We start from the raw sequence: 17,713 nt of genomic DNA, 5'->3' as shown, positions 1-17,713 counted from the left end.
GCTTTATATTATTTTGTTGTATGAGCCATCGCTGTCGGAGCTTGATAGCCGCCGCCCAGTGAACGGATCAGTCCGATCTTCGCCTGCAATAAGTTATTGCTGGCGCTAAGTTCTGCCTGTTGTTGTTGCAAGAATTGTGACTGGCTGGTCAATAGTTCGCCGCGTCCGATAATCCCGGCTTGATAGCGAGCATTGGCAACGCGATACACCTGTTCCATCGCGGCGGAGGCTGAAGCGGCTTGTTGTAACTGCTGCTGGCTGCTCTGCTGGATGGTAATGGCGTCCGCCGTTTCCTGTACCGCATTTAAAATAGTTTGGTTATAGGCTTCGACAGCTTCGTCGTATAAAGCCGATTCTTCACCGAGTTTGCTGCGTAGCGCGCCTGCGTGGAATATCGGTAGGGAAATTGCCGGAGCAAAGTTCCATGCCTGACTGGCGGCTTCGAGCAGATTCGGGTTAGTCCCCTGGAAATTGGTGGTGGAGAAGCCGGCAAAGCCGGTGATTGATAAGCTTGGATAAAACTCTTTTTTCGCCGCCTGTACTCGCTGATCGTAAGATTCGACCAACAAACGTTGAGCGGTGATATCCGGCCGTTGACCCAGTAAATCGGTAGTCAGCTCTGCGGGAGGAGATAAGCGATTAATATCCGGAAGGTTCACCTGACGTAGGTTTTGCGTTGCGCTTGGTCCTTGCCCGGTCAGGGCGGCCAATTGATGTTTTAATTGCTCGCTCTGCGCGGTTAGCTGGATTATTTGCTGTTTTACGCCGTCAGACTGCGCCTGAGTCTGCTGCGGAACTTCAACGCCGTAGATACCCGCCTGATATTGTTTCTGATGTAACGCCACCCGACGCTGATTGTTTTCCACTTCCTGCTGCAATAGCTTTTGCAGCGCCAGATGGCTTTGGAGCTGGTAATAAACCGAAGCTACTGAGCTGGTTAGCGTTAGCGTGGCCTGTTGCTGCTCTGCCCGGGCAGCATCGACCTGTGCTTTAGCCGCGTTGACCCGATTGCGGAATTTCCCCCACCAGTCAAACTCGTAGCTCATGTTTAGCCCCAGCGTATTCGCTGTTTCATACAGAGGCTTGTTTGGATAAGCCTGCAAAAATGGCTGAAGCGTATTTTGCGATATTTTTTGTCGGTTGCTGCTGCCGTACAGGTCCAGATTTGGCCCGTTGGCAGCATCTGCCTGCCCCATCACGCTTTGTGCCTCACGTACCCGCGCCGCCGCCTGTTTCAGCGACGGTGAGGTTTGCAGGCTTTGTGTCATTAATGCATCAAGCTGGGGATCGTCCAGAACCCGCCACCACTGAGAGCTTATCGCCAGCGAACTGGTTTTCGGTTGCGCCAATTGCAGTTGCTGGTTATCCATCATACGAGACTGAGGCGCAATATTATCGCTTGAGGCACAGCCCGCCAGTAGTAAAACGGCGAACAAAGGCGTGACCCTCCAGCTATGTGGGGATGGCATAGTTATGTTACCTGGACAGAGATGTAAGGATTACAATTCTGGCACTTCCATTTGATCCAGACGGGTTAATAGCTTACGAGTCAGCTTTTCAAGCTGTTGCTGCTCGTCAGCATCCAGTGTTGACCAGAGGAAATGCAGACATTTATGTTGCGGCGGCAGGAGTTGGTTTAGAAACTCTTCACCGGCCTTGGTTAAATGCAGATGAAGGCAACGGCGATCGTTATGGCTTTCGCGCCGTTCGATCCAACCTTTTTTCTCCAGCTCATCAGCAATGCGGGTCGCGTTGGTACGAGACGATCCTAATGCTGCGCTCAGTTCTGAAGGCTGAATGCTGTGGCTTTCCTGAGCATCCAAAGTAATTAATGCCATGAACAGGGTTTCGTTAATCCCTTGAGCTTTCAACATCTTATTGCGATTTTCGAGCAACTTGCTATGCATATGCATGCACAGGCGGGTCAGCAGAATTTCCTGGTAAGGGAAGTCCTTCTGACGTTTAGCACGAAAATTAAGCATTTGTTCAATGGGAGTAAACGAGCTTTCCATGATAAAGAGCCTCATTAATTTCAGATGATACAGTAACGATAGTTACTAATAATGTAAACGCTATAATACGGTAAAACTTTAGCAATTAGTGTTATTTCACCGAGGTATAGCGTTGATTAATGCCAAGGATAGTAGGGATATCGCGGAATTGCCCACGTTTTGAATGCGTTATCCCATCATTAGCAATTTGAAGGTTATTCCGTAGCTCAGAGCGCCAAATAAAGTAGCGAAAATGATGCTCTTGGTTTTATAGAAATAGGCGCAGATCACGATAAATCCGACCAAAGTAGGGATGAGTTTGTGCGCGTCACGCACAATTTCCGGCACGCTGGAAACCACCAGTAGGGCGCAAATCGAAGCAATTCCGATACTATCCAGCAGGAGCGAAATTTTCCCGCGTTGCAGACCGGCCTGCTTGCGCGCTGGGCCCAGCCGTAGCGGGAGATAACGGAATAAATAGTTCACCAGCCCGACCACCACGCCGATTACGATGACATCCGTATTCATAGCTGTTGCTCCTTAGCCTGTTTTTCTGCCGCATTTGAATCTGTTAAAGACGCAGCGGGAGGCTGAATTAACGCCGCCAGGCAGCCACCGCAGATACCAGCCAGAATCGCCACCGGAATAGAGAATACGAGTGCTCCCAGCAATGCGCCGCCTAGCGAAGCCACCACCGTCAGGCTGTATTGGCGTTTAAAGGAGGCGAGCAGAAAACTCAAAAATAGCGCTGGCAGCATAAAGGACAGTGAGGCTTCAACTGCCGGATAGTTATCTAACGGTCCGTTGCCAAATACGGCACCTACCGCTGTGCCCACCACCCAGGACAGCCAGGAGGTGAATGAGATGCCCAGCATCCAGTTTTCACTCCAGCGGCGCTGATCTTTCATCAGTTTAGCGGTAGCGGCAGCGAAGACTTCATCGGTTAATCCGAAGGCCCACAGGGCGGTTTTCTTACCGGATAGACGCGCCACAATGCGGTGTTTTAACGCGGGGCCATACAGAATATGGCGGACATCCATTGCCATTACCGTTAGGGCGGAAACCCATAGGGACATTCCCGCGCTCAATAATGCGGTAATCACGAATTGGCTGGCACCGGCATAAATAATGCAGGAAAAGAAAATGCTTTCCAGAGGAGTAAACCCCAGCTTAACTGCGCTTAATCCAAAGGCAAAAGCTACGGGGAGATAACCGATCACGATAGGAAGGCTATCGGTCACACCTTCACGAAAACGGGCGATGGGTTGATCGGGGGAAAGGGAGTGAGTTATTGGCTTTGGCATGATGGTAGCTACGGGTCGGCTCGGTTAAAGGGTAGAAAGCAAATTTAAACATTTGGTAACATTACCAGAGTGTTAATACTCTTTGTACCCCATATCCAAAATTTATATCTCAATTTACTATTTGCAAGCTAATCATTTAATTTTTTTAAATTAGCTCACTGGATGATCGGCCGCAGGGTCAAATTTCTTACCCATTAACCACACCACAATATTGAGCAGACACAATCCGCAGCCGGCAATGGCAACGCCGTACCAGCCCGCATGTTGATAGGCAGCGGCAGAAACCAGCGAGCCCAATGCGCCGCCGATAAAGTAAATGGTCATATAACCTGCGGTTAAGCGGTTCCGCGCTTCAGGCATCATACGGTAAATCACGCTTTGGTTAGTGACATGCACCGCCTGCACCGCCAGATCCAAAATGACGACGCCAATGATTAGCGCGATTAACGAATATTGCCCCAAAGCGATGGGGATCCATGACAGCAGCAGCAGGCCCAGACCGGCGCTGGTGGTTAGTCGCGCTTTACCTTTATCCGCCAAACGACCCGCTTTGTTTGCCATCAGAGCGCCAGCGGCGCCCACCAGACCGAATAGACCGATGGTACCTTCGGAATAACCGAAAGGAGGTGAGGCCAACAAAAAGGCCATTGAAGTCCATAACACGCTGAAATTAGCGAAAGACAAGGCTCCCAGCATAGCGCGAGTGCGTAATACCGGCGTACCGAAATACAGCGCAAAAATAGAACTTAGCAATTGCCCGTAGTTCAGACCGGCCTTTTGTTTATAACGCGGTAGGTAGCGCCACAGCACCAGCGCCATCACCGCCATTAGCACGCTGGCAACCCAGAAAATAGTTCGCCAGCCACCGAGGGAAGCCAGTGCGCCAGCCACGGTTCGCGCCAGTAGAATACCCAGCAATAGGCCACTCATGATGGTGCCGACGACCTGACCGCGCTTCTCCGGTTTGGCCAGGGTTGCAGCCAGGGGAACCAGTAACTGCGCGACCACCGAGAACAAACCGGTCAGCGCGGTGCCCACGATCATCATGGTCAGGTTTTGCGACATCGCCGTAATCAGCATGCCGCCAGCGGCTAACAGCGTCATGCCGACGATCAGACCGCGGCGCTCAAACATATCTCCCAACGGCACTAAAAACATCAGCCCAACGGCATAGCCCAATTGAGCTGCGGTAACGATAAATCCAGCCTGATTGACCGAAAGATTAAATGCCTGAGCAATGGTTTCCAGCAACGGTTGAGCGTAATAGTTACTGGCGACCGCCAGACCGGTAGCGATAGACATCAGTACGATCAACGCAGGGCTTAGCCCGGCATGTTCAGTTGTTTGGTTCATGAATAATTCTGCTTAAGATGATGAGGGCGACAGTATTGGATAAATTTAAACGATAAACCAATGTATAATTTTCATCTGATTAATCTCATTTCGAGATAGATAAATGAACCTGAAGCAGATTCGTTATGCACTGGCGGTGGCAGAAACCCAAAGTTTTACTCAGGCGGCGCAACGTTGTCATACGGTGCAATCGGCGCTGAGCCACCAGATTGCTCGTCTGGAGCAAGAGTTGGGTTGCCAGCTGTTTGAACGTACTTCGCGGCGGGTCAGCTTAACCGACGCCGGACAGGCTTTTATTCTGCCCGCTCAACGCTTGTTGGCGGAGCAGCAAAGCCTGATCAATGAAGTTAATGCCGCCAGCGGTAACGTGACCGGTACTTTGACTCTCGGCACTATTTCAACGCTAAATGCCTTTGATCTGACGGAAAAGATTGGAGAATTTAATCGCTGTTATCCGGCGGTGAATATTCGGCTGTATGTTGGAATGAGTGAAACTTTGCTTGAAGACACCCGACAGCAGAAAACCGATGTGTCTTTTGTCGGCATCTGGCCGGGGGATAAAAATACGTTGCCGCTTTCTCATTGTAAGCTAACGGATGAGCCTCTGGTGGCGCTGGTGGCACCGGATCATGTTTTAGCCGGTAAGGCCAGCGTAGACCTGCAAACATTGGCTGCTGTCCCGCTGGTGGATTTCTACAGCGGTACGGGGGCGAGACGTCAAACCGATCGCGCTTTTCAGACCGCGGGTATCAAGCGCCACGTCAATTTCGAGATTGATCATATTGAATGGCTGGAAAATCTGGTGCGACGTGGGCTGGCGGCGGGGATCGTTCCTGTCTCGACCGCTCAGCGGCTAATTTCTCTGGTGTCTATCCCGATCGACGATGGGCCGCGGCGTCAGGTTTATTGCATCTGGCATACGCCGCTTAGCGCTGCCGCCGAACGTTTCCTGCATTTTAGCGGGTTTACCGGACAGGGTATCGCCAGCGCTGAGTAAATCTGGAAAGTCCGTAAGATGAGCGGTTAGATTGCCAGATAAAAAAACAGGCACCGAAAGGCGCCTGTCTGGTTTACGTCAGCGGGGGAGGTTTATTGCGCGGTTTTGTTATTGGCAGCTTCAGCGGCGGTTTTTACCCAGCCGTCAAAGGTTGCCTGATGCGCGGCTATCCAGCCATTCACATGGCGCTCAATATTCGCATCCGATGATTCACCGGCGTGCATTCTCATATTCTGCGCATTCACGTCACTAATCGGTAGTTTCATGATAGAGAACAGTTTGGCGGCAGCCGGATTCGCTTCCGCCCATTTCTTATTGGCGACGATGTGCATCACGCTTGGCGGAAAACCGTAGTTGGCACCGTTAGCCAGTTGGGTATCGATGCTTTTATCCGGCAGGGAGGAGAACGGTACTTGCAGCCAGATTACGTCACGACCCGGAACCAGCACATCGCTAACCCAGTAAGGCGTCCAGGTGTAATACAAAATTGGCTTGCCTTCTTTGTAACGGGTAATGGTATCGGCAATCATTGCCGCATAGTTGCCCTGATTATGGGTGACGGTATTACTCAACCCATAAGCATCAATCTGATGATTAATTGGTGCTTCACAACCCCAACCCGGATTACAGCCAGTCAGATCGGCTTTGCCATCGTTGTTGGCGTCAAACAGCTTGGCAATCTTCGGATCTTTAAGCTGTTCAATATTGGTAATGTGGTATTTATCCGCAGTTTTCTTATCGATCAAATAGCCCTGCGCCAAGCCTTCAATATAATTGCCCTGACGATAGAATTTGGCATCGCCACCCGCCGCTTTATATTGGTCGTCATGCAGCGGCTCCCAGTTTACCGCCAGAAAAGTCGCATCACCGGCAGCGATAGTGGCATAAGCCACGTTGTAATCAACTTCCTTGGTCGGTTGAACGTCGTAGCCGAGTTTTTCCAGCGCTTTATTCACCAGCGCGGTCTGGAAGGTTTCTTCGGAAATGGTGCTTTGAATGGGTAAAACGGTCACGCCTTTGCCCGGTAATTCAGCGGCGGATAATTGAGAGCTAACCAGCGTAGTGAGAGCCAGTGCCCAGATGCCTGTGGTGCGCATGAGTTGTTCCTTCTTAGTCTTGCCCTTCATCTTTCACGCCGCAGCGGTACTGGCTGCAACCTGAAATCTATCGGGCATGAGTAAAATTGATGACTTATTAAGCCCATTTTAGGGAGAGCGCAGCGATGGGATCGAATTGGCGTCAGCCACCTGAACGCCTTTGGCGTGGTAGAACCAAGAATCTCGCTTGAATCCCGTTCCCTGTACTGCGCCGCGATTTTGGCTATCCATAGGGTATTTATATGATTTGTTTTTAACGCTGCCGCTGGGACGATTGCCATTGCGGCAGCGTTAAGAACGCAGGCTATCAGCCCTTGTAACAAGCTGTTATCACGCTTTTTTGATAAAAGGTTTGGCGATCAGACCCAGCGGGCCAGTGGTGTACCAGCGGCCAACGCCTTTGCTACGGCGATCTCGGCCCAGAGATTGAGTTAGGCGGTCGAGGATAATCGCCAGAATAACAATCCCCACGCCACCGACGGCAGCTAATCCCATATCCAGACGGCCAATACCACGCAGTACCATTTGACCTAAACCACCGACCGCAATCATCGAGGCAATCACCACCATAGACAGCGCCAGCATCAGAGTCTGGTTAACGCCGGCCATAATGGTCGGCATCGCCAGCGGCAATTGCACCTTAAACAGCAACTGGCGTGGATTGGCACCAAAGGATTCTGCGGCCTCGATTAGATCTTCCGGCACCTGTTTGATACCTAAAATAGTCAATCGCACTATGGGTGGCAGAGCAAAGATAATGGTGACGACCACGCCCGGCACGTTACCGATACCGAACAGCATCACGATTGGAACCAGATAGACAAACGCTGGTGTAGTCTGCATCGCATCCAATAATGGCCTGATAATTCTGGCGGCGTTATTACTGCGTGCCAGCCAGATCCCGAGGGGCAGCCCGATCAAAATACAGAAGAACAGCGAAGTCAGAACCAGCGCCAACGTAACCATCGCCTGTGACCATGCGCCGATGGCACCGATAGCAATCAGAGACACCAGCGTTGCGACGCCCATCCCCAAGGTAGAAAACTGCCATGCAATCAGAGCGAAAACCAGAATCGCAACCGGCGCTGGCATTCCCAGCAACATGTGCTGAAAACCGCTCAGGATAAAATCAACCGGAACCCGAATGCCCTGAAATACCGGGCGGAAGTGAGTCACAACCCAGTCAATACCCTGTGTAACCCACGAGTCCAGCGGCACCCACGTGTTGTGGAATGGGTCCATCAGGCTAAAATGCTCGGGAGCGACAGCAGGCGCGCTGTTTAACCAGTCTGCGCCTGTTTGTGCGGTTTGGTTGGTTGCTTCCTGAGCCGCCGCGCTGCCCTGAGCCATGCTGGCACCCCAAGGATCTGCCGCAGCAGAAAGTACCTGCGGCGCAGCATCGGTAGCGGTGGTCGACGCCTGTTGAGCAACATCAGCCGCCGTCTCCCACGGATTATTGATAACCTGCTCGTTAACCTGTGTTGTATTACTCATTTGGCGTCTCCTTATCTAAGGCTTGCAGCAGCATGGCCTTGGAAATAATACCGATATAGTTGTTGTCCTCGCCCACCACCGGAACGGCGCAAGGGGCTTGAGCAACAAGTGAAATCAACTCATTGAGCGGCATATCAGCCGGAACCGGCGCTGGCTCAGCCAATAAGGCATGATCGAGCGGCTGGTTTTCTGAAAGAGCCTGTTTCAATGAATCTATCGATACCACGCCGATAAATTTTTGCCCGCGTTCCAACACATAGCCGTAATCGCGGTCTTCATCCTGAAGTAGTTTTAACGCTGAACGGGGGCCAAATCCTGGAGTCTTGCGGATTAAGGCCACCGGACGACGACGAGCAATATCTTTTGCGCTAAATACGTGACTAATATCAACGCCACGGAAGAAGGTTCTTACATATTCATTTGCCGGATTATTCAATATTTCATCCGGTGTACCGACCTGAACGACTTCCCCGCCTTGCATAATGGCAATACGGTCGCCAATACGCATGGCTTCGTCTAAATCATGGGAAATAAAAACGATGGTACGCTGATGCTTGGCCTGCAATTTCACCAACTCATCCTGCATCTCAGTACGAATTAATGGATCTAGCGCTGAGAAGGCCTCATCCATCAATAATATGTCCGGATTGTTTGCCATTGCTCGCGCTAAACCAACGCGTTGACGCATACCGCCAGAAAGTTCATCGGGATATGAATAAGCATAATTATCCAGACTGACCTGACGTAACGCCTCTAATGCTTTTTCATGGCGTTCTTTTAGCGGGACTCCGGCTAATTCCATACCAAAGGCTGTATTATCTAACACATTCAGATGAGGCATTAAGGCAAATGACTGGAATACCATACTGATTTTATTTCGCCGAACGGTCCGTAATGCACTGTCAGATATTTTGGCAATATCTTCACCATCAATAAGGACTTCGCCGCGAGTAGGTTCTATCAGACGATTGAGAAGGCGTACCAGGGTGGATTTACCGGAACCCGATAACCCCATGATGACGAATATCTCGCCTTCTTCAATGGCCAGACTGGCATCTTTGACGCCAACGGACAAACCGGTTTTACTAAATATCTGGTCTTTATTCATGCCAGATTCAATCAATTTAAAGGCCCGATCCGGGTGCTCACCAAATATCTTATATAAATTTTTTACTTCGAGTTTAATTGCCATGCAGTGGGTATATTCCTCTGTCAATTCTTAGATTATATTTTTTCCTGATGCAAAAATAGAGCGCCATATACCCTAACATACTGAGAGTCTGAGGCAACCCTCAATATTCCGATAATTTATTTGATGTTGTTAATCATGACTTTATATATGAAGTGGCTCATTTGATTTAGATGCGTTAATACTGGGGTTGTTTGAGATGATATCGCAGGTAAATATAAGATATTTTTTATGCCAATAATGAGTGTGAAATGTTTTCTATAGAGATGATAATATGGCAATGTTTTTATCGCTGATATAGACAGATATTTGACAGATATATCAGAGGATATTGTCTTTGATGATAAACATATATTAGTGCGATTAATCTATGGATAATTGGCGTGGCGGAAATTGCTCTCATCCCTTTTGTGCTCTGGGTATAAGCCCAACGAGAATTTTCTTGGCAAGGCTGATTTTGACGTGATTTTTAGCTAAACAGACGGATCTGATAGGCAATTTTTATACTCATAGCGAAAGGAAATTTATCGGGGCAGGGTAGCGATCTGTTATTACCCCTCGCTACCCTCCAGACAGGGATCTCCCTGTTAGTCAGAAAGACCTTCAGCCGCGTTAATTTTCCGGGATCAAAAATCCCAATCTTCATCCTCTGTCGTTACCGCTTTTCCGATGACATAAGAGGAACCGGAGCCAGAGAAGAAATCGTGATTTTCATCAGCATTTGGCGATAATGCAGACAAAATGGCCGGGCTAACTTTGGCCTCGCTGGCTGGAAATAGCGCTTCGTAGCCCAGATTCATTAGCGCTTTATTAGCGTTATAGTGCAGGAATTTCTTCACATCCTCGCTCCAGCCCACGCAATCGTACAAATCTTCGGTGTAGCGCACTTCGTTATCGTATAAATCCTGTAGCAGATCGAAAGCGAAGTTTTTAATTTCCTGACGGCGAGCGGCATCGACCTTTTCCAACCCTTTCTGGAATTTGTAGCCAATATAGTAGCCGTGTACCGCCTCATCCCGAATAATCAGGCGGATCAGATCGGCGGTATTGGTCAGTTTGGCTCGGCTGGAAAAATACATCGGCAAATAAAAACCAGAATAGAATAGGAACGATTCCAGAAATACGCTTGCAACCTTCTTCTTCAGCGGATCCTCGTGGCGGTAATGGCTTAGGATAATCTGCGCTTTTTTCTGCAACGGACCATTCTCTTCACTCCAGCGATAAGCATCATCCACATCAGACGTCATGCACAGAGTTGAAAATATCGAACTGTAAGAACGAGCATGTACCGCTTCCATAAAGCTGATATTGGAAAATACCGCTTCTTCATGTGGGGTGATTGCATCCTGTAGTAGTGCGGGCGCCCCAACGGTATTCTGAATAGTATCCAGCAGCGTCAGGCCGGTGAATACGCGAATGGCCAACTGTTGCTCTTGGAGCGTTAGAGTTGCCCAAGAGGGAATATCATTCGACAGCGGAATTTTTTCCGGCAGCCAGAAATTGGAGGTCAGACGATTCCAGACCTCCAGATCTTTATCATCTTCTATTTTGTTCCAGTTGATGGCTTTCACGCGGGATAAAGGTTGCGTAGCGATCATATTCTTGATTCCTTTTATAACGGCGGCCTACAGTGAGCAGGAGACGCAGCCTTCAACTTCTGTACCTTCCAACGCCATTTGGCGCAGGCGAATGTAATAGATGGTTTTAATACCTTTCTTCCAAGCATAGATCTGGGCTTTATTAATATCCCGCGTGGTGGCGGTATCACGGAAAAATAGCGTTAGCGATAACCCCTGATCCACATGCTGTGTTGCTTGCGCATAGGTATCAATAATTTTTTCCGGCCCGATTTGATAGGCATCCTGATAATAATCGAGGTTGTCATTGGTCATATAAGGCGCAGGGTAATACACCCGGCCAATCTTGCCTTCTTTGCGTATTTCAATCCGCGATACAATTGGGTGAATGCTAGACGTAGCGTGATTGATATAAGAAATAGAACCAGTCGGTGGTACAGCCTGTAAATTCTGGTTATACAGCCCGTGCTCCATAACTGAATGGCGCAAAGCTGCCCAATCATGCTGGGTTGGAATAGGAATCCCTGCACTTGCAAACAATGCCTGCACGCGTGAAGTTTTTGGCTGCCAGCTTTGCTCAATGTATTTGGTGAAATAGCGGCCGGAAGCATACTGTGAATCATCAAAACCTTTAAAACAGCTGCCGCGTTCAATGGCTAATTGATTCGAGGCGCGAATCGCGTGATAGGCAACGGTATAGAAATAGATATTGGTGAAATCCAGTGCTTCTTCAGAACCGTAATAAATCTGTTCGCGAGCTAGATAACCGTGCAGATTCATTTGCCCTAAACCAATAGCGTGAGATTCCTGATTCCCTTTATCAATAGAAGAAACCGAACGAATATGACTCATATCGGAAACCGCAGTTAGCCCGCGGATGGCCGTTTCGATGGTTTGCGCGAAATTCTGCGAATCCATGGTATGAGCAATATTCAGCGAACCGAGATTACAAGAAATATCTTTGCCAACATGTTTGTAACTCAGATCTTCGTTATATTCCGTTGGCTGATTAACCTGCAAGATTTCAGAGCATAGGTTGCTCATGTTGATCCGGCCTTTGATCGGATTCGCTTTATTTACCGTGTCTTCAAACATGATGTAGGGATAACCGGATTCAAACTGAATTTCAGCCAGAATCTGGAAAAATTCACGGGCGCGGATTTTGCTTTTGCGAATACGTTTGTTATCCACCATCTCACGGTATTTCTCACTGACGCTGATTTCTGACATAGGAACGCCATAAACCTGTTCAACGTCATAAGGCGAGAACAAATACATTTCCTCGTTCTGCTTCGCCAATTCAAAAGTAATATCGGGAATCACTACGCCGAGAGACAGCGTTTTAATCCGCACTTTCTCATCGGCGTTCTCACGTTTGGTATCCAGAAAACGCAAAATATCCGGGTGATGGGCATGTAGATAAACAGCGCCAGCGCCCTGACGCGCACCTAATTGATTGGCATAAGAGAAAGCATCTTCCAGCATTTTCATAATAGGAATAACGCCAGAAGACTGATTTTCAATTCGTTTAATTGGCGCGCCCACTTCACGAATGTTGCTCATCAGGAAAGCAACGCCGCCGCCTCGTTTGGATAACTGTAAAGCCGAGTTTACCGCCCGCCCAATGGACTCCATATTATCCTCGATGCGCAGCAGGAAGCAGGAAACCAGTTCGCCCCGTTGTTTCTTGCCACAGTTGAGGAAGGTTGGTGTAGCAGGTTGAAAACGACCAGAAATCATTTCCTCTACCAGATTTCTCGCCAGTTTTTGATCGCCGGCGGCTAGTGTGAGCGCCACTATACAAATACGATCTTCATAACGTTCCAGATAGCGCTGGCCATCGAAGGTTTTTAGCGTATAGCTGGTGTAATACTTAAAAGCACCGAGGAAAGTCGGGAAGCGGAATTTTTTAGCATAGGCTTGCTGGAATAAGCTTTTAATAAAGCTGAAGTCATACTGTTCCAGCACTTCTTTTTCGTAATAGCCTTCTTCTATCAGATAATCGATTTTTTCCTGCAGACTATGGAAAAACACCGTGTTCTGATTAACGTGTTGCAGAAAATATTGGCGCGCAGCCAGACGATCTTTATCGAATTGAATTTGCCCATCCGCATCGTAAAGATTGAGCATGGCGTTCAGCGAGTGATAATCCAGTTCGCTGGTTAATGGGGCTGTCATTGTGAGTTCTGTCGTTGCCAAAATTCGGTTACTCCCTTACGAACATTTGCCACATCTTCATCAGTACCCAACAACTCAAAGCGGTACAGATAAGGGACCTGGCATTTGTGGGAGATAATCTCGCCGGCCAGGCAATAGGCATCGCCAAAATTAGTGTTTCCCGCGGCGATAACGCCGCGGATCAACGCGCGGTTATGCGGATCATTGAGGAAACGGATAACTTGAATCGGTACTGCACCGATCGAACTGCCGCCGCCATAGCTGGGCACCAGCAAAATGTAAGGTTGCTCAACCTTTAATTTTTCCCGTGCTCCGGCAATCGGAATGCGTATGGCCGGAAGCCCCAGTTTCTCCACAAATCGGTGGGAGTTCTCCGATGAGCTGGAGAAATAAACCAGCGGATTCATCATCGTCACCTCTGTCAGACCGCAACGTTTTGACTCAGGGCACTGATTTTATCCGGTCGAAAACCCGACCAATGATTGTCACCCGCCACAATGACCGGCACTTGCTGATAACCGAGGGATTTAATATGGTTGAGCGCCTGGGAATCATTCGTAAGATCAATGACCTGATAGTTAATTCCATGACGATCTAAGGCGCGATAGGTTGCATTGCACTGGACACAATCGGGCTTACTGTAAATAATAATGCTCATGATTCGCATTTACCTTTTGTTTTGAGGTAAGGCGGATAAGTCAGAAATGCGAAGAACGCTCGCGGCCTGACTCCCTCTTTATCCCCCCTGACAGTATTGCCCTGAGCGACAAACAAATACTATATGTAGAGTTTTATTATTTCAACCGCACTATATGTAGTTGTTTTGATGTTTTTGGAATGATTAGACAGCGAAGCGCCGCCAGCCTTGGGCTAGCGGCAAACTGGCGGGAATAAAAAATATTTTTCCAGTAAATGGTTGGAAAAAGGCTGAAAAAAGACTACTGGCGCAAGCTAACGGCCAGGCGGTTAAAGGCATTCATGATGCTAATAGTAAAGGTCAGATCTGAAATTTCTGTATCGCTAAAATATTTTTTCAATAAATCAAAAGCGTTGTCCGGCGCACCGGTTGTCGCGATATGGGTAACGGATTCAGCCCAGGCCAGTGCAGCGCGCTCGGCATCGTTATATGCTCCGCTGACCTGCCATCCGGCTAACATATCGATTTTACTTTGGCTGACACCGCTGTCGCGTAGGGCTTTCCCGTGCATATTCAGGCAGTAGGCACAGCCGTTGATTTGTGAAACTCGCATGAAAATCAGTTCAATCAGGGATTTGTCGAGAGAACTATTTTCCAGCGTCATCAAGGCATTCACGAGTGCTTGATAGGTGGAAGAGGACAGCTGAGAGTAATTAAGACGTTGTTCGATCATGGAAAGTACCTTCTACAAGTGCAGTGACGTTGAGAGCGACTCTACCAACCCCATGACCTATACTATAGTGGCATAACTTGATTTTTTTTATGGGTCATGATGATGAGTATTCCCGTTCAATTGCAGGTTGATCGTCAGCAAAATGAACCTGTTTTTCGCCAGATTTATCTGCGATTTAAAGAAGCCATAACGCAACGAATACTCTTGCCAGACACCCGAGTTCCGTCGGTTCGCGCTCTGGCCAGCGATCTGGGCGTAGCCAGAGGAACGGTAGAAAATGCCTATGCTCAATTGATTGCAGAGGGCTATTTACAAAGCCGAGGGCAATCAGGGACTTATGTATCAGACCAACTGCCAAGGGTGACCGCTCCAATCCCCGCCGAGCCGTCAAAACCGCGGCCAGCCGCTAACATCAACCACGCTTTTGCTCTGGAAACAGAAAGTCCGCTACCTTTTCAACTGGGGCTACCAGCCCTTGATGCCTTTCCCTATGGGCTGTGGGCGCGAATTGTTAATCGACAGGCTCATGCCGCGACTCGCGCTTCATTGGGGCATCCGCCAGCTACCGGACTCTCAGTTTTACGCGAGGCAATTGCCAGTTATCTCCAGCTTTCCCGCGGATTCCATTGCTTACCGGAACAGGTTTTTATCTGCTCCGGTTATCAGTCTCTGCTGGATTTGGCGATATCGACGCTGTTGCTTCCCGGGGATGCGGTTTGGCTGGAAGATCCGGGCTATCCGGTTACTCAGCAGTTATGCAGAGAGGCAAAGCTGCGCCACGAGCCGATTCCGATTGATGCGGAAGGGATGAATCTGGGTGCAGCTATAGCCAAAGTGCCTGATGCCAGAGCTGCTATTGTCACCCCGGCACATCAAAGTCCAACGGGCGTTGCCCTGAGTCTACCGCGCCGCTTGGCGCTATTGGAGTGGGCTGCTGAGCAGCAGAGCTGGATTGTAGAGGATGATTATGACAGTGAATTTCGCTATCAAGGTCGGCCACTACCGTCGCTAAAAAGTCTGGATCGTCAGGGGCGGGTGCTATACGCCGGGACATTTAGCAAAGTAATGTTTCCGGCATTACGTATAGCCTATTTGGTGGTGCCTAAGGAATTAGTTGATAAGTTCACTCAGCGTTGTCGATTGCGCGCCTGTACCGTGCCGGTGCTGATTCAATCCAGCGTGGCTGAATTTATTCGTCAAGGGCATTTTTACCGACATTTGAAACGAATGCGGCATTTGTATCCTGAACGGCGGGCATGGTTAGTGGCGGCTTTGGAGAGCCAGCTAGGTGATATTTTGCAGGTCGAAGAGCAGGCTGGCGGGATTCAGCTATTGGCACGTTTGGATAAGAATTACAGCGATCGGCTGGTGGCTACGCTGGCGCATCAGCAGGGATTGGCGATACAGGCACTTTCTGATTGGCAAATAGCTATTTCTGGTAGCAATGGATTACTGTTGGGCTTTACCAATTTGCAGTCAGCAGATGACGCGAAAAGGCAAGTATCTCGTTTGGCATCGATTATTCGGCTTATGGAGAGAGAATGATGCCTAAGATCGGATAAAACAATTCGACCCACGTCCAAAAGGCAGTGGGCCGAAAAAAGAGCTATCTGCTAGCCTGCGACTAACGACGCGACAATAATACGCCGAGCACGACACCGACTGCGGCACCAATACCAACGCCCTGCCAGGGTTTGTCACGAACGTAGCTGTCGGCGTTGCCCACGACGTCTCGTGCATGTTGGGTCAGTGAGGTGGAACCGCTAAAGCGCGCTCTGGCATCTCTCAGCACGCCTTCTGCATTTTGACGAACTTTTTCCAGCTCTTCTTTGGTTTTATCACCGGAAGAGCGCAGGACATCATCGAGAGTATCTGCCAGCAGATTTACATCTTGATCGATATTTCGTTCAACTTTCTCTGATTTCTTGAACATTATGCTCTCCGTTTTACTTAGTAGACATTAAGCATAGTATAACTTTGGCTAATAAAAGCCGCTTACAGAAGAATCCTAAGAGCTATATCAACAGCCGGCGGCAATAAAATCCCCGCTGGCACTAATAGGAATGACTGAGCTGAACAGTACCAAACCAAACAGTATTAATATAAATCCGCCTATTACCGTGGCAATTCGTGACGCATGAATCAGTTTCCCCGCCAGTAACTGACCGTGGCTAGAGATAAATTTTTCGCGGGCATGATAAACCAGCGTTGCGACGATCATTATTGATAGTGATGTGCCCAGCGCCATGCTCATTGCGGCAATAACACCCCAGGTAAACATGCCTACTGCATTCGCAAAAACTAAAATCAGGATGGCACCGCTACAGGGGCGAATGCCAATTGAGGCGATGACCCAAAGGTAATTTTTCCAATCTCCATTCAGTTCTTCTGCTAGTGGCATATGCTTATGGCCGCAGCCGCAGCCGACTTGCTGATGGGAAGAGGAGGACGCTATAGGCAATTTACTGATGCCTATAGCGGGAAGAGGAATTATTTGGTGAATGGCGAGGCGCTTTTCTTTCTTATAAAGGCGGAATAGGCTAATGCCTGAAGCTCGTAGCATTAAGACTACGCCGAACAACATAATAAAGACCGCACTGCCTTTCTCGACAAAATAGCGGCTGAGGCTCAAATCTCCCATTGAGAGATTAAAAAAGACTGCCAGAATCAGCACGAACAAAATAGCAACAACGCCTTGCATCATACTACCGAGGAAAGTGATTAAGCGGCTGGTGTTGGCTTTTTCGCGATTGGTAGACAAATAGGTCGTAATAACAAACTTGCCATGCCCAGGCCCGACGGCGTGTAAAAAACCGTAGGTAAAGCTAAACAGAACCAGCATCAGCCCGGCTCCGTTCTGATTATTTTGTTGCTGAAGCAGATACATCACTAGATAACGATGCATATATATCTGTAGGTTAATGCAATATTGAACAAAATCAGACCAATGCCAGATAAGGGTGGCTAATAGAGCTGTCATTAGCAGAGCGGTCAGCATAGCGCCGGCGACTGAGGTTCGCGTAAGTTTAATGTTCGCAATCATGATGGGGTGATCCCTGTTATTGATATCAACAGGTGGTAAATCCTGTTTTTCCCTTGCTCCGCCGCATTTTACCCAGAGGATACAGTGAGACGAGCTGCACTGAATTATTATTACTACATA

At 48.8% G+C, this 17,713-nt stretch carries 18 protein-coding genes; 2 read left to right on the top strand and 16 right to left on the bottom strand.

The window, feature by feature from the left end; translation table 11 throughout:
• Window positions 1-8: 8 nt before the first annotated feature.
• The 5 genes from ACQ4OC_RS17175 to ACQ4OC_RS17155 all read right to left on the bottom strand — a co-directional run bounded on the left by ACQ4OC_RS17175 (window position 9) and on the right by ACQ4OC_RS17155 (window position 4,648).
• Window positions 9-1,469: an efflux transporter outer membrane subunit gene (locus ACQ4OC_RS17175; RefSeq protein ID WP_064516680.1), complete on the bottom strand. Its 1,461-nt coding sequence runs from the start codon at window positions 1,467-1,469 to the stop codon at window positions 9-11.
• A gap of 30 nt (window positions 1,470-1,499) precedes the next feature.
• Window positions 1,500-2,012, bottom strand: coding sequence for a transcriptional repressor MprA (gene mprA / locus ACQ4OC_RS17170; RefSeq protein WP_049601928.1), 513 nt, complete (start codon window positions 2,010-2,012; stop codon window positions 1,500-1,502).
• 168 nt (window positions 2,013-2,180) lie between these two features.
• Window positions 2,181-2,519 carry an L-valine transporter subunit YgaH gene (gene ygaH, locus ACQ4OC_RS17165; RefSeq protein ID WP_064516682.1) on the bottom strand — a complete coding sequence of 113 codons (339 nt, stop codon included), beginning with the start codon at window positions 2,517-2,519 and terminating at the stop codon, window positions 2,181-2,183.
• The gene (locus tag ACQ4OC_RS17160; protein WP_064516684.1) at window positions 2,516-3,295 is read right to left on the bottom strand and encodes an AzlC family ABC transporter permease; all 780 of its coding nucleotides are present in this window, start codon (window positions 3,293-3,295) and stop codon (window positions 2,516-2,518) included. The genes ygaH and ACQ4OC_RS17160 overlap by 4 nt, the downstream gene beginning before the upstream one ends.
• Before the next feature lie 150 nt (window positions 3,296-3,445).
• Window positions 3,446-4,648, bottom strand: coding sequence for an MFS transporter (locus ACQ4OC_RS17155; protein ID WP_064516686.1), 1,203 nt, complete (start codon window positions 4,646-4,648; stop codon window positions 3,446-3,448).
• Between the two features lie 103 nt (window positions 4,649-4,751).
• Between ACQ4OC_RS17155 and ACQ4OC_RS17150 the strand changes: the two genes are divergently transcribed.
• Window positions 4,752-5,645 (top strand): LysR family transcriptional regulator, encoded by an 894-nt coding sequence (locus ACQ4OC_RS17150; protein ID WP_064516687.1) that lies wholly within the window; start codon window positions 4,752-4,754, stop codon window positions 5,643-5,645.
• Window positions 5,646-5,737: 92 nt separating this feature from the next.
• On the opposite strand, the gene proX is transcribed toward ACQ4OC_RS17150, so the two are convergent.
• The 9 genes from proX to ACQ4OC_RS17105 form a co-directional block, all read right to left on the bottom strand.
• Window positions 5,738-6,742 carry a glycine betaine/L-proline ABC transporter substrate-binding protein ProX gene (gene proX, locus ACQ4OC_RS17145; protein WP_064516689.1) on the bottom strand — a complete coding sequence of 335 codons (1,005 nt, stop codon included), beginning with the start codon at window positions 6,740-6,742 and terminating at the stop codon, window positions 5,738-5,740.
• A gap of 108 nt (window positions 6,743-6,850) precedes the next feature.
• Complete coding sequence (locus ACQ4OC_RS17140) at window positions 6,851-6,973, bottom strand: hypothetical protein (protein WP_256966726.1); 123 nt, start codon at window positions 6,971-6,973, stop codon at window positions 6,851-6,853.
• Window positions 6,974-7,072: 99 nt separating this feature from the next.
• A complete protein-coding gene (gene proW, locus ACQ4OC_RS17135; RefSeq protein WP_064516691.1) occupies window positions 7,073-8,236 on the bottom strand; it encodes a glycine betaine/L-proline ABC transporter permease ProW in 1,164 nt (387 codons plus the stop codon).
• Window positions 8,229-9,428 carry a glycine betaine/L-proline ABC transporter ATP-binding protein ProV gene (gene proV / locus ACQ4OC_RS17130; RefSeq protein WP_049601949.1) on the bottom strand — a complete coding sequence of 400 codons (1,200 nt, stop codon included), beginning with the start codon at window positions 9,426-9,428 and terminating at the stop codon, window positions 8,229-8,231. The genes proW and proV overlap by 8 nt, the downstream gene beginning before the upstream one ends.
• A 623-nt stretch (window positions 9,429-10,051) precedes the next feature.
• Window positions 10,052-11,023 (bottom strand): class 1b ribonucleoside-diphosphate reductase subunit beta, encoded by a 972-nt coding sequence (nrdF, locus tag ACQ4OC_RS17125; protein WP_064516692.1) that lies wholly within the window; start codon window positions 11,021-11,023, stop codon window positions 10,052-10,054.
• A gap of 27 nt (window positions 11,024-11,050) precedes the next feature.
• Complete coding sequence (nrdE, locus tag ACQ4OC_RS17120) at window positions 11,051-13,201, bottom strand: class 1b ribonucleoside-diphosphate reductase subunit alpha (protein ID WP_064516694.1); 2,151 nt, start codon at window positions 13,199-13,201, stop codon at window positions 11,051-11,053.
• Window positions 13,177-13,587 carry a class Ib ribonucleoside-diphosphate reductase assembly flavoprotein NrdI gene (gene nrdI / locus ACQ4OC_RS17115; protein WP_064516696.1) on the bottom strand — a complete coding sequence of 137 codons (411 nt, stop codon included), beginning with the start codon at window positions 13,585-13,587 and terminating at the stop codon, window positions 13,177-13,179. Before nrdI ends, nrdE begins: the two co-directional genes overlap by 25 nt.
• A 14-nt stretch (window positions 13,588-13,601) precedes the next feature.
• A complete protein-coding gene (gene nrdH / locus ACQ4OC_RS17110) occupies window positions 13,602-13,838 on the bottom strand; it encodes a glutaredoxin-like protein NrdH (protein ID WP_064516697.1) in 237 nt (78 codons plus the stop codon).
• Between the two features lie 280 nt (window positions 13,839-14,118).
• On the bottom strand, window positions 14,119-14,550 hold the full coding sequence (locus ACQ4OC_RS17105) for a carboxymuconolactone decarboxylase family protein (protein ID WP_120806838.1): 432 nt from the start codon (window positions 14,548-14,550) through the stop codon (window positions 14,119-14,121).
• Between the two features lie 96 nt (window positions 14,551-14,646).
• On the opposite strand from ACQ4OC_RS17105, the gene ACQ4OC_RS17100 reads away from it, so the two are divergent.
• Window positions 14,647-16,095, top strand: coding sequence for a PLP-dependent aminotransferase family protein (locus ACQ4OC_RS17100; protein WP_162975228.1), 1,449 nt, complete (start codon window positions 14,647-14,649; stop codon window positions 16,093-16,095).
• Window positions 16,096-16,174: 79 nt separating this feature from the next.
• Here the strand turns inward: ACQ4OC_RS17100 and ACQ4OC_RS17095 are convergent, their stop codons facing one another.
• On the bottom strand, window positions 16,175-16,483 hold the full coding sequence (locus ACQ4OC_RS17095; protein ID WP_064516703.1) for a DUF883 family protein: 309 nt from the start codon (window positions 16,481-16,483) through the stop codon (window positions 16,175-16,177).
• 87 nt (window positions 16,484-16,570) lie between these two features.
• The gene (locus ACQ4OC_RS17090; protein ID WP_430971438.1) at window positions 16,571-17,593 is read right to left on the bottom strand and encodes a nickel/cobalt transporter; all 1,023 of its coding nucleotides are present in this window, start codon (window positions 17,591-17,593) and stop codon (window positions 16,571-16,573) included.
• Window positions 17,594-17,713 lie beyond the last annotated feature (120 nt).

Origin of the sequence: Yersinia sp. J1 (assembly GCF_050586585.1) — a bacterium.
GTDB lineage: Bacteria > Pseudomonadota > Gammaproteobacteria > Enterobacterales > Enterobacteriaceae > Yersinia > Yersinia entomophaga.
This window is presented reverse-complemented; position numbering and strand designations above follow the sequence as displayed.

Coding starts and splice junctions, on each gene's coding strand:
- ACQ4OC_RS17175 (WP_064516680.1), bottom strand. CDS start 1,469: ATGCCATCCCCACATAGCTGGAGGGTCACGCCTTTGTTCGCCGTTTTA.
- mprA (WP_049601928.1), bottom strand. CDS start 2,012: ATGGAAAGCTCGTTTACTCCCATTGAACAAATGCTTAATTTTCGTGCT.
- ygaH (WP_064516682.1), bottom strand. CDS start 2,519: ATGAATACGGATGTCATCGTAATCGGCGTGGTGGTCGGGCTGGTGAAC.
- ACQ4OC_RS17160 (WP_064516684.1), bottom strand. CDS start 3,295: ATGCCAAAGCCAATAACTCACTCCCTTTCCCCCGATCAACCCATCGCC.
- ACQ4OC_RS17155 (WP_064516686.1), bottom strand. CDS start 4,648: ATGAACCAAACAACTGAACATGCCGGGCTAAGCCCTGCGTTGATCGTA.
- ACQ4OC_RS17150 (WP_064516687.1), top strand. CDS start 4,752: ATGAACCTGAAGCAGATTCGTTATGCACTGGCGGTGGCAGAAACCCAA.
- proX (WP_064516689.1), bottom strand. CDS start 6,742: ATGCGCACCACAGGCATCTGGGCACTGGCTCTCACTACGCTGGTTAGC.
- ACQ4OC_RS17140 (WP_256966726.1), bottom strand. CDS start 6,973: ATGGATAGCCAAAATCGCGGCGCAGTACAGGGAACGGGATTCAAGCGA.
- proW (WP_064516691.1), bottom strand. CDS start 8,236: ATGAGTAATACAACACAGGTTAACGAGCAGGTTATCAATAATCCGTGG.
- proV (WP_049601949.1), bottom strand. CDS start 9,428: ATGGCAATTAAACTCGAAGTAAAAAATTTATATAAGATATTTGGTGAG.
- nrdF (WP_064516692.1), bottom strand. CDS start 11,023: ATGATCGCTACGCAACCTTTATCCCGCGTGAAAGCCATCAACTGGAAC.
- nrdI (WP_064516696.1), bottom strand. CDS start 13,587: ATGAATCCGCTGGTTTATTTCTCCAGCTCATCGGAGAACTCCCACCGA.
- nrdH (WP_064516697.1), bottom strand. CDS start 13,838: ATGAGCATTATTATTTACAGTAAGCCCGATTGTGTCCAGTGCAATGCA.
- ACQ4OC_RS17105 (WP_120806838.1), bottom strand. CDS start 14,550: ATGATCGAACAACGTCTTAATTACTCTCAGCTGTCCTCTTCCACCTAT.
- ACQ4OC_RS17100 (WP_162975228.1), top strand. CDS start 14,647: ATGATGATGAGTATTCCCGTTCAATTGCAGGTTGATCGTCAGCAAAAT.
- ACQ4OC_RS17095 (WP_064516703.1), bottom strand. CDS start 16,483: ATGTTCAAGAAATCAGAGAAAGTTGAACGAAATATCGATCAAGATGTA.
- ACQ4OC_RS17090 (WP_430971438.1), bottom strand. CDS start 17,593: ATGATTGCGAACATTAAACTTACGCGAACCTCAGTCGCCGGCGCTATG.